This is a genomic window from Nitratireductor mangrovi (assembly GCF_007922615.2).
In the GTDB taxonomy this organism is placed as follows: Bacteria; Pseudomonadota; Alphaproteobacteria; order Rhizobiales; family Rhizobiaceae; genus Mangrovimarina; species Mangrovimarina mangrovi.
On record NZ_CP042301.2, the window covers coordinates 3,270,001 to 3,285,076 of the forward strand.

13 protein-coding genes are annotated in these 15,076 nt (G+C 66.5%); 4 read left to right on the forward strand and 9 right to left on the reverse strand.

Annotated features, from left to right (window positions below; all coding sequences use genetic code 11):
• Nucleotides 1-352: 352 nt before the first annotated feature.
• Complete coding sequence (locus FQ775_RS15890; protein ID WP_146300136.1) at nucleotides 353-2,290, forward strand: M23 family metallopeptidase; 1,938 nt, start codon at nucleotides 353-355, stop codon at nucleotides 2,288-2,290.
• A 12-nt stretch (nucleotides 2,291-2,302) separates the two neighbouring features.
• Here FQ775_RS15890 and FQ775_RS15895 read toward each other — a convergent pair whose 3' ends face one another.
• The 4 genes from FQ775_RS15895 to FQ775_RS15910 all read right to left on the reverse strand — a co-directional run bounded on the left by FQ775_RS15895 (nucleotide 2,303) and on the right by FQ775_RS15910 (nucleotide 6,735).
• On the reverse strand, nucleotides 2,303-3,853 hold the full coding sequence (locus tag FQ775_RS15895; protein WP_146300137.1) for an MFS transporter: 1,551 nt from the start codon (nucleotides 3,851-3,853) through the stop codon (nucleotides 2,303-2,305).
• Nucleotides 3,854-3,950: 97 nt separating this feature from the next.
• Nucleotides 3,951-4,721 (reverse strand): glutathione S-transferase family protein, encoded by a 771-nt coding sequence (locus tag FQ775_RS15900; RefSeq protein WP_146300138.1) that lies wholly within the window; start codon nucleotides 4,719-4,721, stop codon nucleotides 3,951-3,953.
• 136 nt (nucleotides 4,722-4,857) lie between these two features.
• Entirely contained in the window at nucleotides 4,858-6,261 is a 1,404-nt protein-coding gene (locus tag FQ775_RS15905) for a L,D-transpeptidase (RefSeq protein ID WP_146300139.1), read from the reverse strand.
• A gap of 105 nt (nucleotides 6,262-6,366) precedes the next feature.
• Nucleotides 6,367-6,735 (reverse strand): MmcQ/YjbR family DNA-binding protein, encoded by a 369-nt coding sequence (locus FQ775_RS15910; RefSeq protein WP_146300140.1) that lies wholly within the window; start codon nucleotides 6,733-6,735, stop codon nucleotides 6,367-6,369.
• Between the two features lie 249 nt (nucleotides 6,736-6,984).
• Between FQ775_RS15910 and FQ775_RS15915 the strand changes: the two genes are divergently transcribed.
• Complete coding sequence (locus tag FQ775_RS15915) at nucleotides 6,985-8,205, forward strand: helix-turn-helix domain-containing protein (protein WP_146300141.1); 1,221 nt, start codon at nucleotides 6,985-6,987, stop codon at nucleotides 8,203-8,205.
• A 35-nt stretch (nucleotides 8,206-8,240) separates the two neighbouring features.
• Nucleotides 8,241-8,873, forward strand: a complete 633-nt coding sequence (locus FQ775_RS15920) for a Vgb family protein (protein WP_146300142.1) — start codon at nucleotides 8,241-8,243, stop codon at nucleotides 8,871-8,873.
• Nucleotides 8,874-8,891: 18 nt separating this feature from the next.
• Here FQ775_RS15920 and FQ775_RS15925 read toward each other — a convergent pair whose 3' ends face one another.
• The 3 genes from FQ775_RS15925 to FQ775_RS15935 all read right to left on the reverse strand — a co-directional run bounded on the left by FQ775_RS15925 (nucleotide 8,892) and on the right by FQ775_RS15935 (nucleotide 12,446).
• Nucleotides 8,892-10,178, reverse strand: coding sequence for a flavin-dependent oxidoreductase (locus FQ775_RS15925; protein WP_146300143.1), 1,287 nt, complete (start codon nucleotides 10,176-10,178; stop codon nucleotides 8,892-8,894).
• Between the two features lie 105 nt (nucleotides 10,179-10,283).
• Nucleotides 10,284-11,276, reverse strand: coding sequence for a dipeptidase (locus FQ775_RS15930; RefSeq protein WP_146300144.1), 993 nt, complete (start codon nucleotides 11,274-11,276; stop codon nucleotides 10,284-10,286).
• Between the two features lie 6 nt (nucleotides 11,277-11,282).
• Nucleotides 11,283-12,446, reverse strand: a complete 1,164-nt coding sequence (locus tag FQ775_RS15935) for a pyridoxal phosphate-dependent aminotransferase (RefSeq protein WP_146300145.1) — start codon at nucleotides 12,444-12,446, stop codon at nucleotides 11,283-11,285.
• Between the two features lie 77 nt (nucleotides 12,447-12,523).
• Here FQ775_RS15935 and FQ775_RS15940 point away from each other — a divergent pair, with 77 nt between their 5' ends.
• Nucleotides 12,524-13,180, forward strand: coding sequence for a GntR family transcriptional regulator (locus tag FQ775_RS15940; protein ID WP_146300146.1), 657 nt, complete (start codon nucleotides 12,524-12,526; stop codon nucleotides 13,178-13,180).
• A 43-nt stretch (nucleotides 13,181-13,223) separates the two neighbouring features.
• Here the strand turns inward: FQ775_RS15940 and FQ775_RS15945 are convergent, their stop codons facing one another.
• Both FQ775_RS15945 and FQ775_RS15950 read right to left on the reverse strand, forming a co-directional pair.
• Complete coding sequence (locus FQ775_RS15945) at nucleotides 13,224-14,564, reverse strand: caspase family protein (RefSeq protein ID WP_146300147.1); 1,341 nt, start codon at nucleotides 14,562-14,564, stop codon at nucleotides 13,224-13,226.
• A 183-nt stretch (nucleotides 14,565-14,747) separates the two neighbouring features.
• A complete protein-coding gene (locus FQ775_RS15950; protein ID WP_146300148.1) occupies nucleotides 14,748-15,053 on the reverse strand; it encodes a YciI family protein in 306 nt (101 codons plus the stop codon).
• Nucleotides 15,054-15,076: the final 23 nt, after the last annotated feature.

The window sequence follows — 15,076 nt, forward strand, 5'->3', positions numbered from 1 at the left end:
GAGGCGTATATAGTCGGGGGCTGCTTCGAGTGTCAACACCGATTTCGAACTTTTTTGAATTTTTTGCGACGGTCCGCAAAGGCCGGAAAAGCCGATGCTTGGCGGCCGTTTCGCGACCGCAGGAGGCGCCCAGGCCAGCGCCCGGTTTCAGCCCTATTGACGCCACACTACCGACCGATCTTGGCAAATCGGTTTGGGGGGTCGACGACGACAGACGACCTTGGTGTGGCGGCCCGCGCGATGCGGCGCCAGTGCACGCTCGGTCATTCGTTGACTAACACGCGTCAGGCAGGCAAAGGTCGTCGCGCCGGCTGGCAGCGACACAGAGGTTCGGGACGGATTCGCCGCATAGATGCATAATGTTGAGCAGACGATAGCCGTGCTCGGCACCGAGCCGCCGCTGGCCGCAGGTGGTCGCAGTGGCCCGCCGGACCGCCGCGAGGTGTCGGCGCGCTGGCTCTCCGGCACCTTTCTGACCGGTCTGACCTCGACCGTTCTGATGGGTGCCGCCCTGCTCGCCGCGCTCGACGGGCGCGAGCAGCTCGCCACGCCGCCCGAGATCGTCGCCGTCGACGACATGGCCGCCGCCGATGGTGACGGCGAAGCCGCCAAGGCGGCCCGCGTGCTGGTACCGCGCAGTTCCAATCGCGCCCGCGACCGCAGGCGCATGGAAGTGTCGACGGTGAGCCGGGTCGACGACCGCGACCTGGTGCGCACCGTTCCGTTCGTGCAGGTGAAGATGTCACTCGCCGCCGCGCACGCCACCAGCCGCGATTATCCGCCTTTCGACCCGCTGCAGGTCTTCGCCGAGGATGACGCCGTCCAGACTGCCACAACCGGCCTGATCTACGGCGCCAAGGTGGAAAGCGAGGTCAGCCTCAAGACCGTCGACTTCCCGATCGAGACGGCAGCCTTCGACGAACGCAGCCGTCTTTCGGCGGACGAGGTCGAGCAGGTGGTGCGCACCACCGGCGCGATCCTGACCGACGGCGACATCCAGATCGCCGCGCTGCATTATGTCGATCCGCAGCGTTTCGGCGAGTCGCTGGCGACCGCGACGCTGTCGGCGTCCTACGGCGTTCGCATCGTCCAGGAGAATGTTTCGGTCGCCCACCAGGATACCGAGACTTCCGCGCCGTTCTTCAACGAGGAGATCATCGCGGTTCGCAGCGAGCGTCCGATCACCGACATCCTGGCCGACGCCGGTTACGAGGGCGACGATGCCGCGGCGATGGCGGAAGCGCTCGGCAGGCTGCTCGACGCTCCCGGCCTGAAACCCGGCAACGTGCTTCGCCTCGGCGTGGAATCGTTGGCTGAGCAAAGCCGCATCATGCGGGCCAGCGTCTACGCGAATGCCACTCACCTGCGCACCGTGGCGGTCGACGACCGCGACCAGTTCGTTCCCGCCGACGAACCCGAGGCACATCCCGAGGTCGCCGCCGCCTTCAACGAGGAACAGCCGGTCGTGCGCGTGCGCGGAGAACTGCCGCGCGCATATGACGGCATCTATCGCGCCGCCTATGCCTACGGCATGACCCGCGACATGACCAAGCAGTTGATCAAGCTCCTGGCCGCGGATGTCGACTTCCAGTCGCGCGTCAGCCCGTCCGACCAGATCGAGGTCTTCTTCTCCCAGCCGGAGCAGGATGACTCCGCCTCCGAGGATTCCGAGCTCCTCTACGTGAAGGCGACTTTCGGCGGCAATACGCGCACCTTCTACCGCTTCCGCATGGAGGACGGCACCGCCGACTATTTCGATTCCGAGGGCCGCAGCGCGAAGCAGTTTCTGCTGCGCAACCCGGTGCCCAATGGCCGCTTCCGTTCCGGCTTCGGCATGCGCCGGCACCCGATCCTCGGCTACCGCAAGATGCACACCGGCGTCGACTGGTCGGCTCCGCGCGGTACGCCGATCATTGCCTCGGGCAATGGCACGGTCGAAAAGGCCGGCTGGGTCGGCGGCTACGGGCGGCAGACCATCATCCGCCACGCCAATGGCTACAAGACTTCCTACAGCCACCAGAGCGCGATCGCCAAGGGCGTCGTGCCGGGGGCCAAGGTCCGGCAGGGCCAGGTCGTCGGCTATGTCGGTTCGACAGGCCTCAGCACCGGCAACCACCTGCATTATGAACTGATCGTCAACGGCACCAAGGTCGACCCGATGCGGGTGCGCCTACCCACCGGCAGGGTTCTCAAGGATCAGGAACTGGAAGCCTTCAACCGCGAGCGCGAGCGCATCGATGCGTTGCTTGCCGAGGAAAACGAAGGCTCGCTCAAGCTCGCCAGCCGCTGAAGTATTGCCCGCTCAGGCGGGCTCTGTGCCACCCGGGGCCTGCTCCCCGCGCCGCCAATGCGGCTGGGTGAACCAGGCGATGGCACTTCCCGCCAGACAGAGTACCGCCGAGATCGCCGCCACGGCCTGGAAGGCCCGGTCCGACGCTGCGACGCGCGCCGCCTCTTGCGCTGCCGACAGCTGCGTCTCCGGCAGCGCGCCGAAGGCGGCGTCCACGCCGGCCGGCAGCGCCGCCGCGAACACCAGACCCGCCACCGCGCCGAGGGCGGCAACCGCCATCAGCCCCGCTGCCCGCGCCACCGCATTGTTGATGCCGGAGGCCAGCCCGGTGTCCTCGTCCGGCGTCGCCAGCATCACTGCCGACGACAGCGGCGAGACCAGGATCGACATGCCGAGCCCCATCACGGTCAACACCGGCAAGGTCACCAGCCACATCTCGCGCAGCGGCATGGTGGCCGCGAGACCGGCGAAGGAAAGCCCGACCAGCAGCGCCCCGACGGTGAGCGGCAGGCGCGGGCCAATGCGGTCCGCAAGGCGTCCCGACCGGCTCGACAGGCCGGCGATGAACAGCGAAAGCGGCAGGAACATGAGGCTCGCCTGCCACTCCTTCGCGCCCCACGCCGAAACCAGCGTCATCGGCAGGAAGAACAGCACTGCCGAGAAACCGAAGAACAGGATCAGCGTATAGATATTGGCGCCGGAAAACGCCTTCGAGCGGAAGAGCTCGAGCTTGACCATCGGCGCCGCGGCGCGCCCCTCCCAGGCGACGAAGGCGACGAACAGGGCCACGCCCGCGCCGATCCACGCGACGGGAGGCAAGCTCCGCGCGGTCTCGGGCAAGCCGAATGCGGTGAGCCCCCAGGCCATCAGCCAGAGGCCGCCGGTCGCCAGCACCGCGCCGGGTATGTCGAGGGTGCGCCGGTCCGCCGGGCGGTCGCGCGGCACACGCAGCAAAAGCATGCCGATTGCCAGAAATCCGATCGGAACGTTGATGGCGAAGATCAGCCGCCACATCCAGTCCTCGCCAAAGGAAAGCAGAAGCCCGCCCAGGAACGGACCGGCCGCGGTCGTCAGCGACGAAAACGCCGCCCAGGTGCCGATCGCCGCGCCACGTTCACTGGCCGGGTAGGACTTGGCGATGATGGCGAGGCTGCCGGGCACCATGAGCGCGGCGCCGACCCCCTGCGCGGCGCGCATGTAGATCAGCGTCTCGCTGTCGGGCGCGACCGCGCAGAAGAGCGACGTCACCATGAAGAGCGCGATGCCGGTCACGAAGATGTTGCGCACGCCGAAGACATCGCCGGCCGCGCCGCCCAAGAGCACAAGCGCCGACAGAAACAGCATGTAGGAATTGCTGATCCATTGCGCGTCGACCAGCGTGCCGCCGAGATCGGCGCGGATCGCCGGCATCGCCAGCGACACCACCGAACCGTCGATGAACCCCATCGACGACGCCAGAATGGCCGACAAAAGCACGAACTTTCGTGACGCGGGCGGGCAGAAGACGCGGCCTTCGGAAGGCGCGGCGCCGTCGCCGGCAATGGTCGTGGCAGACGTGGCCATGAGCGGCTCCCTTCCAAACCGCTCTATCGGAGTTCTTGCCCCACGGCCACCCGCGAAACGACGCGGCGTGACGATCCTGCCGGCAGCCGCCAGCGCGTCACAAGGCCAGCGGCAGTTCCAGGTGCTTTTCGTACATCATGTCCCGATGCGCGATCAGGATCGGGTCGATCGCGGCCGACGTCGCCTCATCAAGCGTTTCAAGAGCACGCCGGTTCCAGCGCTCCATCCGGCAGACGTCCTCCGACAGCGGCGCGAACATGGCCATGAAGGTCGCGCTGTAGACATCGAGCGCCGTCACGCCGTCGCCGAGATAGTAAGGCCGACCGGCATCAAGCTGGCGCTGGAGCCGGCCCGACAAGAGACGCAGCAGGTGGGCGACGCGCCGGTCGGCGCTGGCGGCCGTTTCCGGGCGATAGCCATACTTCCTGGCGAGGTAGCCCGCGGCCGGCTGCGGGAAACCGCCCTCGCCGCGCAGGCCGGCATCGATCAGTTGCAGGCGGCGCGACCAGCCGAGACCGCCCTCGCCGCAGATCTCGTGGGCAAGCCCGAACATCAGCGCGCGTTCCCCAGGGTCGGCCGGCAACAGCGATGGTTCCGGCGCCAGCCGTTCGGCCAGCATCAGGATATCAGCCCAGCCCGAGCGCGGCGGCTCCCGGTCGAGAATAGCGACAGGGCCACTGCGCTGCCCGGCCCACTCCTTGATCCGCGGGTCGTCGTAGGACAGGCGCACGGCGGCCCAGCCAATGCGCTTTATGTGCAGGATGCCCTTGGCCGCCTCGCCCCATGGGCTTGGAATGTCGCCGACCACGACCATGCGCAGGCCAGCACGTTCGATCGCCTCGTCCAGGCTGATATATTGGAAGCCCATACGCCCTCCCCGCAAAGCTCACGACCGGCGCCGTCATGCGAACCGAGAAAGCACAGGCCAGCCACCCGGTCGAGCCGGCAGTTGACGGTTTCGGCAGTGCCAGGACGGACCGGGCGGCGGCGGTAGCGCGTCGACGCTACTCGACGAATTCCACCGTCACACCTTCGGTGACCATCTTCGCCAACTCAAACGCATCCCAGTTGGTGAGCCGGACGCAGCCATGGCTGTTGGTCTTGCCGATGCGCGCCGGTTCCGGCGTGCCGTGGATGCCGTAGGTCGGCTTGGAGAGCGCGATCCATATCGAGCCGACGGGTCCGTTCGGGCCGGGCGGGATGGTGAGGATGCGGTCGTTGTTGCCCTGCTTGAAGTTGAGCTTCGGATTGTAGGTGTATTCGGGGTCGAACGCGATCCGCGCCACCGTCACCGTGCCGCTCGGCGAAGGCGTGTCGGTCGAGCCGATCGTCGCCGGATAGGCCGCGATCAGATTGCCGGTCGCATCGTAGGCGCGCACCTGCTCGCGGCCCTTGTCCGCGATGATGCGCGAGACCGCGCCGGTCTTGCGCTCCCCGGGACGCGCGACCTTGATCCGGGTGCCCGGTCTGGAGAAATCCGCGCCCGGATTGAGCTGCTTCAGATAAGCCTCGTCCATGTGAAAGCGCTCCGCCAGCATTTCCACCGTCGAGGTGAAGCCGAGTTTTTCCATGCGAGCCTTCTGGCCGTAATCGGCAGGGATCGAGGCGACATACGGCCCGGCGGCGTCCGCGGCCGTGATCGTATAGGTCTCGAAGGCGTCACCGCCCGTATCGGCAAGGGCCGCGTCGATAAGCTTGGTATCGGCAGGGTCGAGCGTTTCCCCGGTCATTTCCTTGAGCGCCGCGAGCGCCTTGCGAACATTGCCGCCGATCTGGCCGTCGATCACCCCGGGCGAGACGCCCGCACGATCGAGCAGCACCTGCAGCTTGGCAACGTTCTCGCGCGACGCCGTCCGGCCTGGCGAAGCGGGCCGTTCGGAGCTGTCTGGAGGCGGTGTCGAGCCGGTCACCGGATTCTCCGGCAGCGGTTCGCGAACGATGGGCTCGCCCCTGGCGATCTCGCGATCACGGTCGAGCTCGGGCAAGGTCCGCCGGCGAATGGTTCCGTCGCCAGGATAGGGCTGCTCGAAGGCCGGAGCCTCTTCGCCGGGCAGCGGCCCGACGGCCCTGCCGAGCTGGCGCTCGCGGAAGCGCCGGTAGCGCTCGAGCGCCGCGGGATTGTTGACGCCCGGCGCCGGCAATGCGCGGCGCGCCTCCCGGTTGTCGAGCGGATATTCGCGTGGCCGCTCGACCGCCACCACCTCCCCGGTATAAGCGTCCACGATCACCCGGTTGCCGAAACGGTCGTAATAGACCTCGACGTCGCGATACTGGGCCAGGACGACATCGCCGCGTGCCGATTCGGCAGTGGCCGAAGGCGCGCCGCGCAAGGGTGGCAACGCGCCGGCTGAAACGGCCGGCAGCAGGAAGGCAAGAAGCGCGGTGGCGGAAAGCGTCGTTCGATTCATGGTCCCCTCGGCGGTCGTAGTACCGTGCGCGGCCATACCGCGCGTCGTATCGATGATGCCAATTCGCAGATGAACCGGACATGAAGATGGCAGGCTTGAGACCCCTCAACGCTGCTGGTTGAGGCCGAGCTCCTTTTGCAGCTTCCTGGTGAGGTTGAGCGAGGCGAGCCTGTGGCTCTCGGCCAGGTAGTCCTTGAGGGTGGCGTCATCCATGCTTTCGTCGGAAAAGCGCTGGATCCACTTCATCCCGCGCGAGGCGAGATAGGGTGCAGGGCGCAGCCCGGGCTGCTCTTTCAGAATGTCATAGGCCATCTCGGACGCCTTGAAGGTGATGTAGGGCATCGCCTCGCGGCTCCAGCCGGCGATCGCGAACACCTTGCCGCCAACCTTCCAGACATCGGCGCCGCCCCATTGCACGACATGGGTGGCGTGCGGCAGCGTCGAACAGAAGGTGTTATATTCGTCGAGGGTCATGCCGCACCCTACCCGTATCCTACCGTCGTCGACAGGATGACAGCGGCTGACGCGTCTTGCTCCTGACAATCGCTGCAACGCCCCGTCCGGGGCGTCTGCAGAACCCTTTGCCGTGAGTCCTTCATTCGTGCCTGTTGTCTCAACGACATTGCGCGTTGGCGTCATTTTCTGTCTTCTCGACATCCGAAGCAGCTGGACGGAACAGGAAGGGCACCCGGAAATGCTGAAGACCAACCTGGTGGCGGCGTCTTGGACTCGCTGATCAATGCCGCCGCCCGCGCACTCGCCTCCGGCGACACGCTCGGCGCGCTCAAGCGGGTGGCCACCCGCGACGACGCGCCGGCGCTGGCACTGCGCGGCATCGCCATGGCCCAGCTTGGCGAGTTCGACAGCGCCAAGGTGCTGCTGCGGCGCGCGGCTCGCGCTTTTGGCCCGCGCGAAGCGGTTGCACGCGCCCGCTGTATCGTGGCCGAGGCCGAGATAGCGCTTGTCTCGCGTGACCTCGGCCGACCTGCAACCAAGCTGGCGGCGGCGCGAGCGACGCTTGAAGCGCATGGCGACCGCGCCAACGCGCTGCACGCCCGTAACATCGAGGCGCGGCGTCTGCTCCTTGTCGGCCGCCTCGGCGAGGCCGAAGCGCTGCTGACGGAAGCCGTTCCCGAGACCTTTCCGCCGGCGCTGAGGGCAGGGCACGAACTGGTAACAGCCGGCATCGCCATCCGACGCCTGGAGGCACGGCGTGCCGGCGAGGCCTTGCGCCGCGCCGGGCTGGCCGCCCGCCAGGCCGGCATCGAAGCGCTGGCCGCGGATGTGGAGAGCGCGTCGCTTGCCCTGACAGTGCCAGCCGCCCGCCTGATCGCGCGGGGCACGGAACGACCGCTCCTGCTGGCCGAGGTCGAAACGATACTGACTACCGATGCGCTGATTTTCGACGCCTGCCGCAGCCTCGTCGGACATCGCGACCAGACGGTCTCGCTGGCGAGCCGGCCTGTCCTGTTCGCGCTGGCCCGCGCCCTCGCCGAGGCCTGGCCCAACGACGTGGCCAGGAGCGACTTACTCAAGCGAGCGTTCGGCGCGCGCCATGTCGACGAATCGCATCGTGCCCGGCTGCGGGTCGAAATCGGGCGTCTGCGCGCCACGCTTCGCCCCCTCGTCGGCATCGAGGCCACTTCAACTGGCTTTACGCTCGCGCCTCCGCCGGCGACCGACGTCGTTGTGCTGGCTCCGCCAGTCGACGAGAAGGACGCCGCGGTTCTGGCGCTTCTCGCCGATGGCGAATCCTGGTCGAGTTCGTCGCTCGCCCTGGCGCTGGGCGCCAGCCCGCGCACGGTGCAGCGAGCGCTCGAAAGGCTGGCTGAAAGCGGCAAGGTCCAGGCCTATGGCCGCGGGCGGGCGCATCGCTGGGTTGCCGCCAGCGTTCCGGGTTTCCCGACAGCCTTGTTACTCCCGGGCGCGCTGGCGATCGACTAGACGAGGAGCGTCAACCGAGCGAACGAGAGCAACCGATGAAACATGCACAAGCCGAGATCGTCCGCGAATATGGCCCCTACGAAGGGATCGAGAACGTTCACGGGCTCACCTTCGATGGCAAGACCGTCTGGTTCGCCTCCGGCGAGCGCTTGAATGCGCTGAACCCTGGCGACGGAGCTCTCGGACGGGTGATCGAAGTGCCCGCCGATGCTGGTACGGCCTTCGACGGCCAGCACCTCTACCAGCTTGCCGACGACCGCATCCAAAAGATCGAGCCCGACAGCGGTCGCGTGGTCGCCACCATTCCGACCCCCGGCGGTGCCGGTTCCGGCCTTGCCTGGGCGGAAGGCTCGCTCTGGGTGGGCCAGCACCGCAACCGCAAGATCGTCCGGGTCGATCCCGAGACCGGAGCGGTGCTGCGCACCATCGACTGCAGCCGTTTCGTCACCGGGGTGACCTGGGTCGATAGCGAGTTGTGGCACGGCACCTGGGAAGCCGGAGAAAGCGACCTGCGTCGCATCGATCCGGACAGCGGCGAGGTGCTCCACCGCCTCGACCTGCCGCCCGACACTGGCGTATCCGGTCTCGAATCGGACGGCGGCGATCTGTTCTATTGCGGCGGTGGTGCCAGCGGCAAGGTGCGCGCCATTCGACGTCCGCGCGGCTGAACGACGGCGGCGCTTCGGTTACGCGACCCGCGCGCCAGCCGCGATCGTCCGTGGCGAGGCATTCAGCTTTTCGATGGCGAAGCCGGCCGCCGTTTTGTACCCGGCCATGAAGGCCGCCCGCTCGTCAGCCGGAATCACGTCATCGATATTGTCAAAGGTGCCGCCGCAACGCTCGTCGACCATGTTGAGCAACCCGAACGGCCCGGCGCCGCGGTTGCGCAACACCACCTCGGAGATCGGCCCGCAAAGCTTGCCGTCGAGGTCGGCCAGCGCCTCCCGCGTCAGCCCGTGCTCGACCAGTGCTGCGCCGAGCACGCGGGCGTCGACGATCGCCTGGCTGGCACCGTTGGACCCGGTCGGGTACATCGGATGCGCTGCATCGCCGATGAGCACCACCATTCCGTCCTGCCAGGTCGGGATTGGGTCGCGGTCGATCATCGGGTTTTGATAGGCGATCTCGGCGCGGCGAAGCAGCGCCGGCAGGTCGAGCCAGTCCCAGGTCCAACCCTCGAAATGGCCGATGAAGTCTGAGATCGCGACCGGCTTGAACCAGCCGCTGTCCTTCCACCCCTCGGACGCGTCGACGGTCACTTCGGCGATCCAGTTGATCACCGCAAGGCCGGTCTCGGGATCGGGCGCCGAGATCGGGTAGAAGACGAAGCGGTGACGATGCGTGCCCAGTCCGACGAAGGAAGCGCCGGATCGTATCGGCACGCCGGGGCTCACGCCGCGCCACATGATCGCGCCGCCCCAGTGGATCGGCGGCTGGGCCGGATGCATCTGCGCCCGGACCGCCGAATGCAAACCGTCGGCGCCGATCAGCATCGAGCCTGTGAGTTCCTCGCGGCCGCCACCATCGGCACGCTCAACGATTGCGGTCACGGTCCCGTCGGCTTCGTTGCGATAGCCGCTGACGCGCCGTCCGGGACGCACGACGTCTGCGCCGGCGCGCTCAACCAGCTTGCGATACAGCAGCATCTGCAGTTCGCCGCGGTGGACCGAATATTGCGGCCATTGGTAGCCGGCCAGCAGGCCCCGCGGCTCGGAATAGATGTCGTTGCCGTTGAGGCCGACCAACGCCCATTCTCGTGTCGGCAGCCCGATGCGGTCCAGTTCGCCGCTTCCGATGCCGAGATCGTCGAGTTCGCGCACGGCATTGGGTTGCAGATTGATGCCCACACCCAGGGGGCGCAGGTCCCGGACCGCCTCTAGGACGATGCAGTCGACGCCTATCTGGTCGAGCGTCAGCGCCATGGCCAGCCCGCCTATGCCGCCGCCGGCGATCAACACTGGATCTTTGGGCATGCTCCTCCTCCGAAAGAGCACGCTTCATAGCAGGAAAGGCGGCCGGCTCAAGTGAAGGTCGGCTTGGCCCTTGACGGTTGCAGCCGGAGCGCGGGCCCGCGCAGCTTACACGGCGGCGTCCAGATAGTTCTGGCCGAGAATGCCGCGAACCTCCGGCCCGCTGAAGCCGACCTTCGTCAAGGCGTCGACCAGATCGCCCAGTTGTTCGGGCTGCATGAAGTCCCACGGTGGCGGCGGATAGCCGCGCGGCCAGCGCCCTTTCGCCCGGTGATAGAAGCCGTAGTCGCTGCCTTCGAGGAACATGAAATCGAGACCAAGCGCGATGTGCCCCGCGCCGGCGATCTCCGCAATATGCGCGGCATGGCGCGCCATGGCCGCCGGGATCTGGTGGCGTGGCGCGCCAAGAAACATGCCGACGCCGTTCACGCCGACATATCCGCCACGCTCCGCGCAGCGCCTGATCTGTTCGTCGCTGATGTTGCGCTCGTGATCGAACAGCGCCCTCGCATTGGAATGGGAAAATACGGGCGGGGTTTTCAGCGCAAGCTCCAGCACGTCCAGCGTTGTGCGTTCGCCGCAATGCGACAGGTCGATGACCATGCCCGCGTCGTCCATCCGCTCCACGAGCCTCCTGCCCGCCGAAGACAATCCGGCGTTCCGGGGTTCATGGCAGCCATCTGCGAACAGGTTGGCCTCGTTGTAGGCAAGCAGCGCGCGCCTAATGCCGGCTGCGGCGAACGCGTCGACAAGGTCGAGATCGCTGGCGAACGGAACGCCGGTCTGGAAGTGGAACGAAACCGACAGGACACCATCGGCCCTGGCCTGCTCGATCTCCGCGCGCGTGTGTGCGATCCTGATCCTGCCCACCTCCTCACCCAGTTCACGGCGAATGGCGCCAAGCCTTGAGAGCGCCGTGGCCGCGTCTTCGTGACCGACGGCCACCGTCAGAGAGACGTGGTCGAACCCGGCACCCGCGAAGCGCGCCAACTGCCCGGTCAGCTTCGCGCCGGGCGGCAGCAGCGCGGCGACCCAGGGCAGCAGTCCGTCGCAGACAATGGCGTCTCCCGCCCAGTCATGCTTTTCGCGCCACGCCGCCATGCCGGTCTAGACCTTCCATGCCCGCCGAAGCCGCTCGCGAATGCCGCGCAGGCGATCCACGGGTTCGTTAGCAAAGACGAAACGCAGATAGCGTCCGGCACACGCTTCATCGCCCCACCCCGTCATCGGGGTTGCGGCAATGCCGCCGTGGTCGAAAGCCCGGCGCGATGCTTCCGCGGGAGGCATTCCCAGCGCAACGGTGTCGATGAGGAGCGACCACCCGCCATCGGGGCGAATGACGGGCAGGTCGTCCAGTTCCCGAAGAATGAGGTCGCGCCTCGAGCGCCATTCGGCGGTTGCCGCCGCGACGCCGTCATCCTCGGCATCGAGTGCCGCCGCGGCACCCGGCATGCCGATACCCACCTGGCAGACGACGTTGGTCAGGCTGACCAGACCGATGTCGTTCATGACACCGCGTGGACCGACGATCCACCCGACCCGCCAGCCGATCATCCTGTATTCCTTGGACACCGAACCGACGGTGATGGTGCGATCGGCAAGACCGTCCAGCCGTGCCGGATGAAAAGGGGCTGCGTCGGTGTAGAGGATGCGCTCCATGGCGGCGTCGTGAAGAAGCCACGCGCCAGTCCTGCGCACCAGGTCGGCTATCGCGGCCCACTCCTCCGCAATGTGCACGATCCCGCTCGGCATCGAGGGGCTCATGGTCAGGACAACGCGCGTACGCGCTCCGGCCACGCGCGCCAGTTCGTCAACGTCGAGGCGCCAGCCGCCATCGACAACGACGAGCGGAACGAGTTTCGGCACGCCACCGGCAAGACGGATGCGGTTGAGCAAGCCGGCATAGGCGGGGTCGGTGATGACGACCTCGTCGCCCGGCTCGATGATGGCCAGCAAGGCGTTCAGGATGCCCGAGAGGCCACCAGCGGAAACGATGCACTGGCTTCGCCAGTCATAGTCGATCCCGGTTTCCCGGCTCAGCCGCCGCGTCGCTGCCTTCCGGACCCTGTCGATGCCCAGGAAAGGCAGGTAGCTGTTCGCATCATCGTCGTCGATCGCCGTCCGCGTTGCCTCTAGCGCCTCGCGCGGAGGGCGAATGTTTGTGTCGAGATTCTCGAGCCGCAGCATCTCGCTGCTCGCCAACGCGTCAGCGGCATCGCCGATGCTGTCGACACCGATGCCGGGAATATCACGGAGGCGGGAAACAGGCATAATTTTGTATCCAATTTTTTGTAATGAATACAGATCTTAAGATTGCCGTCAAGCCCGAGCGGAGCTAGTGAGGCTGGATGAAACCCACCACCACCCGCCGCACCGGCGCCGAAGCCCGGCGCATCGCGACCGCCCTGCGCGAGGATATCATCCGCGGCGTCTTCAAATCCGGGGAAGCCTTGCGTCAGGAACGGCTGGCAGACATGTACCAAGCAAGCCGCATGCCAGTGCGCGACGCGTTGCGTGGCCTCGAGACCCAGGGCCTTGTGGAGATTTCCCCGAACAGGGGCGCGATCGTTGCCAGGCTCGATCCGCTCGAGTTCCGGGAACTCTACGAAATGCGCGGCGCTCTCGAAGTGCTTGCGTTGAGGCTTGCGATCCCCGAACTGACCAACAGCCAGCTCGACATGGTCGAGGAAATCCAGGATGAGGCGGAGCGGTCAGGGCTGCGTGACTTCGGCGCCTTGAACAAGGCGTTTCACATGGGGCTTTACGAGCCATGCGGACGGCCGCGTCTGCTCGCCCAGATAGACGCCTTGAACGACATGGCCGACCGCTATCTCCGCGTCGCCGCCATCGAACTCGACTACACCCGCCGCTCGCATCGCGAACACCGGGCGCTTCTCAAGGCCTGTCGGCGGCGCGACGAGGCCTCCGCCACCGGGTGCCTGCAGGACCATGTCGCGGCGGCCGGCGAGGCGCTCTTCAGGATTCTGTCCGAGCGCCTTTCCTGACCTGCGTCTGGTCAGACGTCCGGGCGCGGAAATGCGCGTCCGGTCATTCGGACAACCGCCGCGGGCATTGGTAGGCCGGGTGAGGCCCAAGCACCGATTCGCGTATGCATCTCATCAGCGCGCTGGTATCCGCGGTTCTGATCATCGCGCCCCGCTTTTCGGCTGCCAGCGCCTCCTGATCGGAAAACCCGTAGGTATAGAAGACGTAGTCGGGTGGATCGGGGAATTCGTTGATGCGATCCAGAAGCGCGTACCCATCCGAGAGACCCCGGAAAAAATCGCCCCACCGGCGGTAGTCGGAAATGATCAGGTCGTAGTGGCGCAGACCGTTGAGCCAGATCTTCTCGAGCGCCTCGTCGGTCGACATGGCGATGTCGACGAGTATCCCCGCCATGCGCAGCTCGTTGCGCTCGAAATAGTTGTTGGCCGGATTGTCGTCGAGCCACAAGACGCGCGCGCCGGCCAGCCCCTCGAACAACCCCAGCCGCTTCATCGCCTGAATTTCGAGCTTCAGGCCGGCGGACGGGGCGAACGAAGCGCCGCTCGCGCTTTCCCCCGATTGACTGGCCGATGCCAGATAGTAGCCGGCTGGAAATTCCGGGCCGAAGTGGGCGATCGGCTGCTGCCCGATCGCCTTGAACACACGCCTGCGGACGGCATCGAAGACCTCGCGCACGGACAGTTCCGGCTTGACCAGCTCCTGATGGAGGATGGCCACATAGGGCCCCAGTTCCGCGCCGGCGTCGGAGGCGGTGCGGCCGGCTTGCGTGGAATACGCAACCAGCATGTCGACGACATCGCCATCGGGCTCCGGGGCCGCCAGGGGCTGGACCGACCGCGACTCCGCCCAGCCGGTTCCGACCGAGCGGCTCGAAGCCATGACATCGCAATCGCAATCCGCCGCGGGAACGTTCCGGCACGCATCCGACACGAAGAAGTGGATCGCGTCGGGCGCCGTCCGTTTGGCCAGTCCGATAATGTCGTCAAGCGAGACAGACTGACCGATGATGTCAGCGCCATCGGCCTCGACCGGCACCAGATAGTTGGTACCCTCGCTCGCAACGCCATGTCCGGCATAGAAGAAGAAGCCGACGGCTTCGGAGCCCGCAGCCCGCAGCCTTTCGCCATAGCGCTGCGTCTCGCGCAGGATGGTTTCCCGCGACGCGTTTTCGATCCTCGTGATGTTGTCCGGTGCGAAGCCGATGACCCTCAGCGCATCGTCGATTGCCTGGATGTCGTTGACCGGGTTGCCGAGCGCTCCGATCTTGACGTAGCGTTCATTGCCGATCAGCAGCGCATGACGTTCGGTCGCGAAGGCCGGTATGCCGAGCCAATGCAGCACCAGAAATGCTATCGCGCCGACCAGCAGGCATCGAAACGCCATCGGTGGCCAGTCTTTCGATGCCAAAGCTCTTCCTTTCGTCTTCCCGTGCTTCGGGCGGGCTTCGCCGCGGTTGCGCTCCGAGTATGTACAGTGAAGCGCCGCGTGCAACCGCGCGACAAACGTCGGGGGAGAACGACGCGGGCCCGACCGGCGTTGCGGCCCGCGCCCGCCTGCGAAGGCAGCTTACATCTGCATCATTTCGGCGATCTCGATCGTGCCACCGAACGCAAAGATGGGATTCTTCCTGGCGATGTCGACCGCCGCATCGAAATCGCCAGCCTCCACCACGGAGTAGCCCGAAAGAGGATCACCGGCCTTCTGTTCGCGGTCGGGGCCCGCGAGGAACCGCGACTTGCCGAAACCCGCGCCCCTGTCGACCAGCGCCAGCCCGAGGCCGTCCATCCAGGCGTTCCAGTCGGTCATCATCTTTTGCCCTTCCTCCGGGCTCTTCGGCATTCCACCACGAAAAGCGAGAACGAATTTCGGCATGTCGGTACTCCCTGATTGCAAGA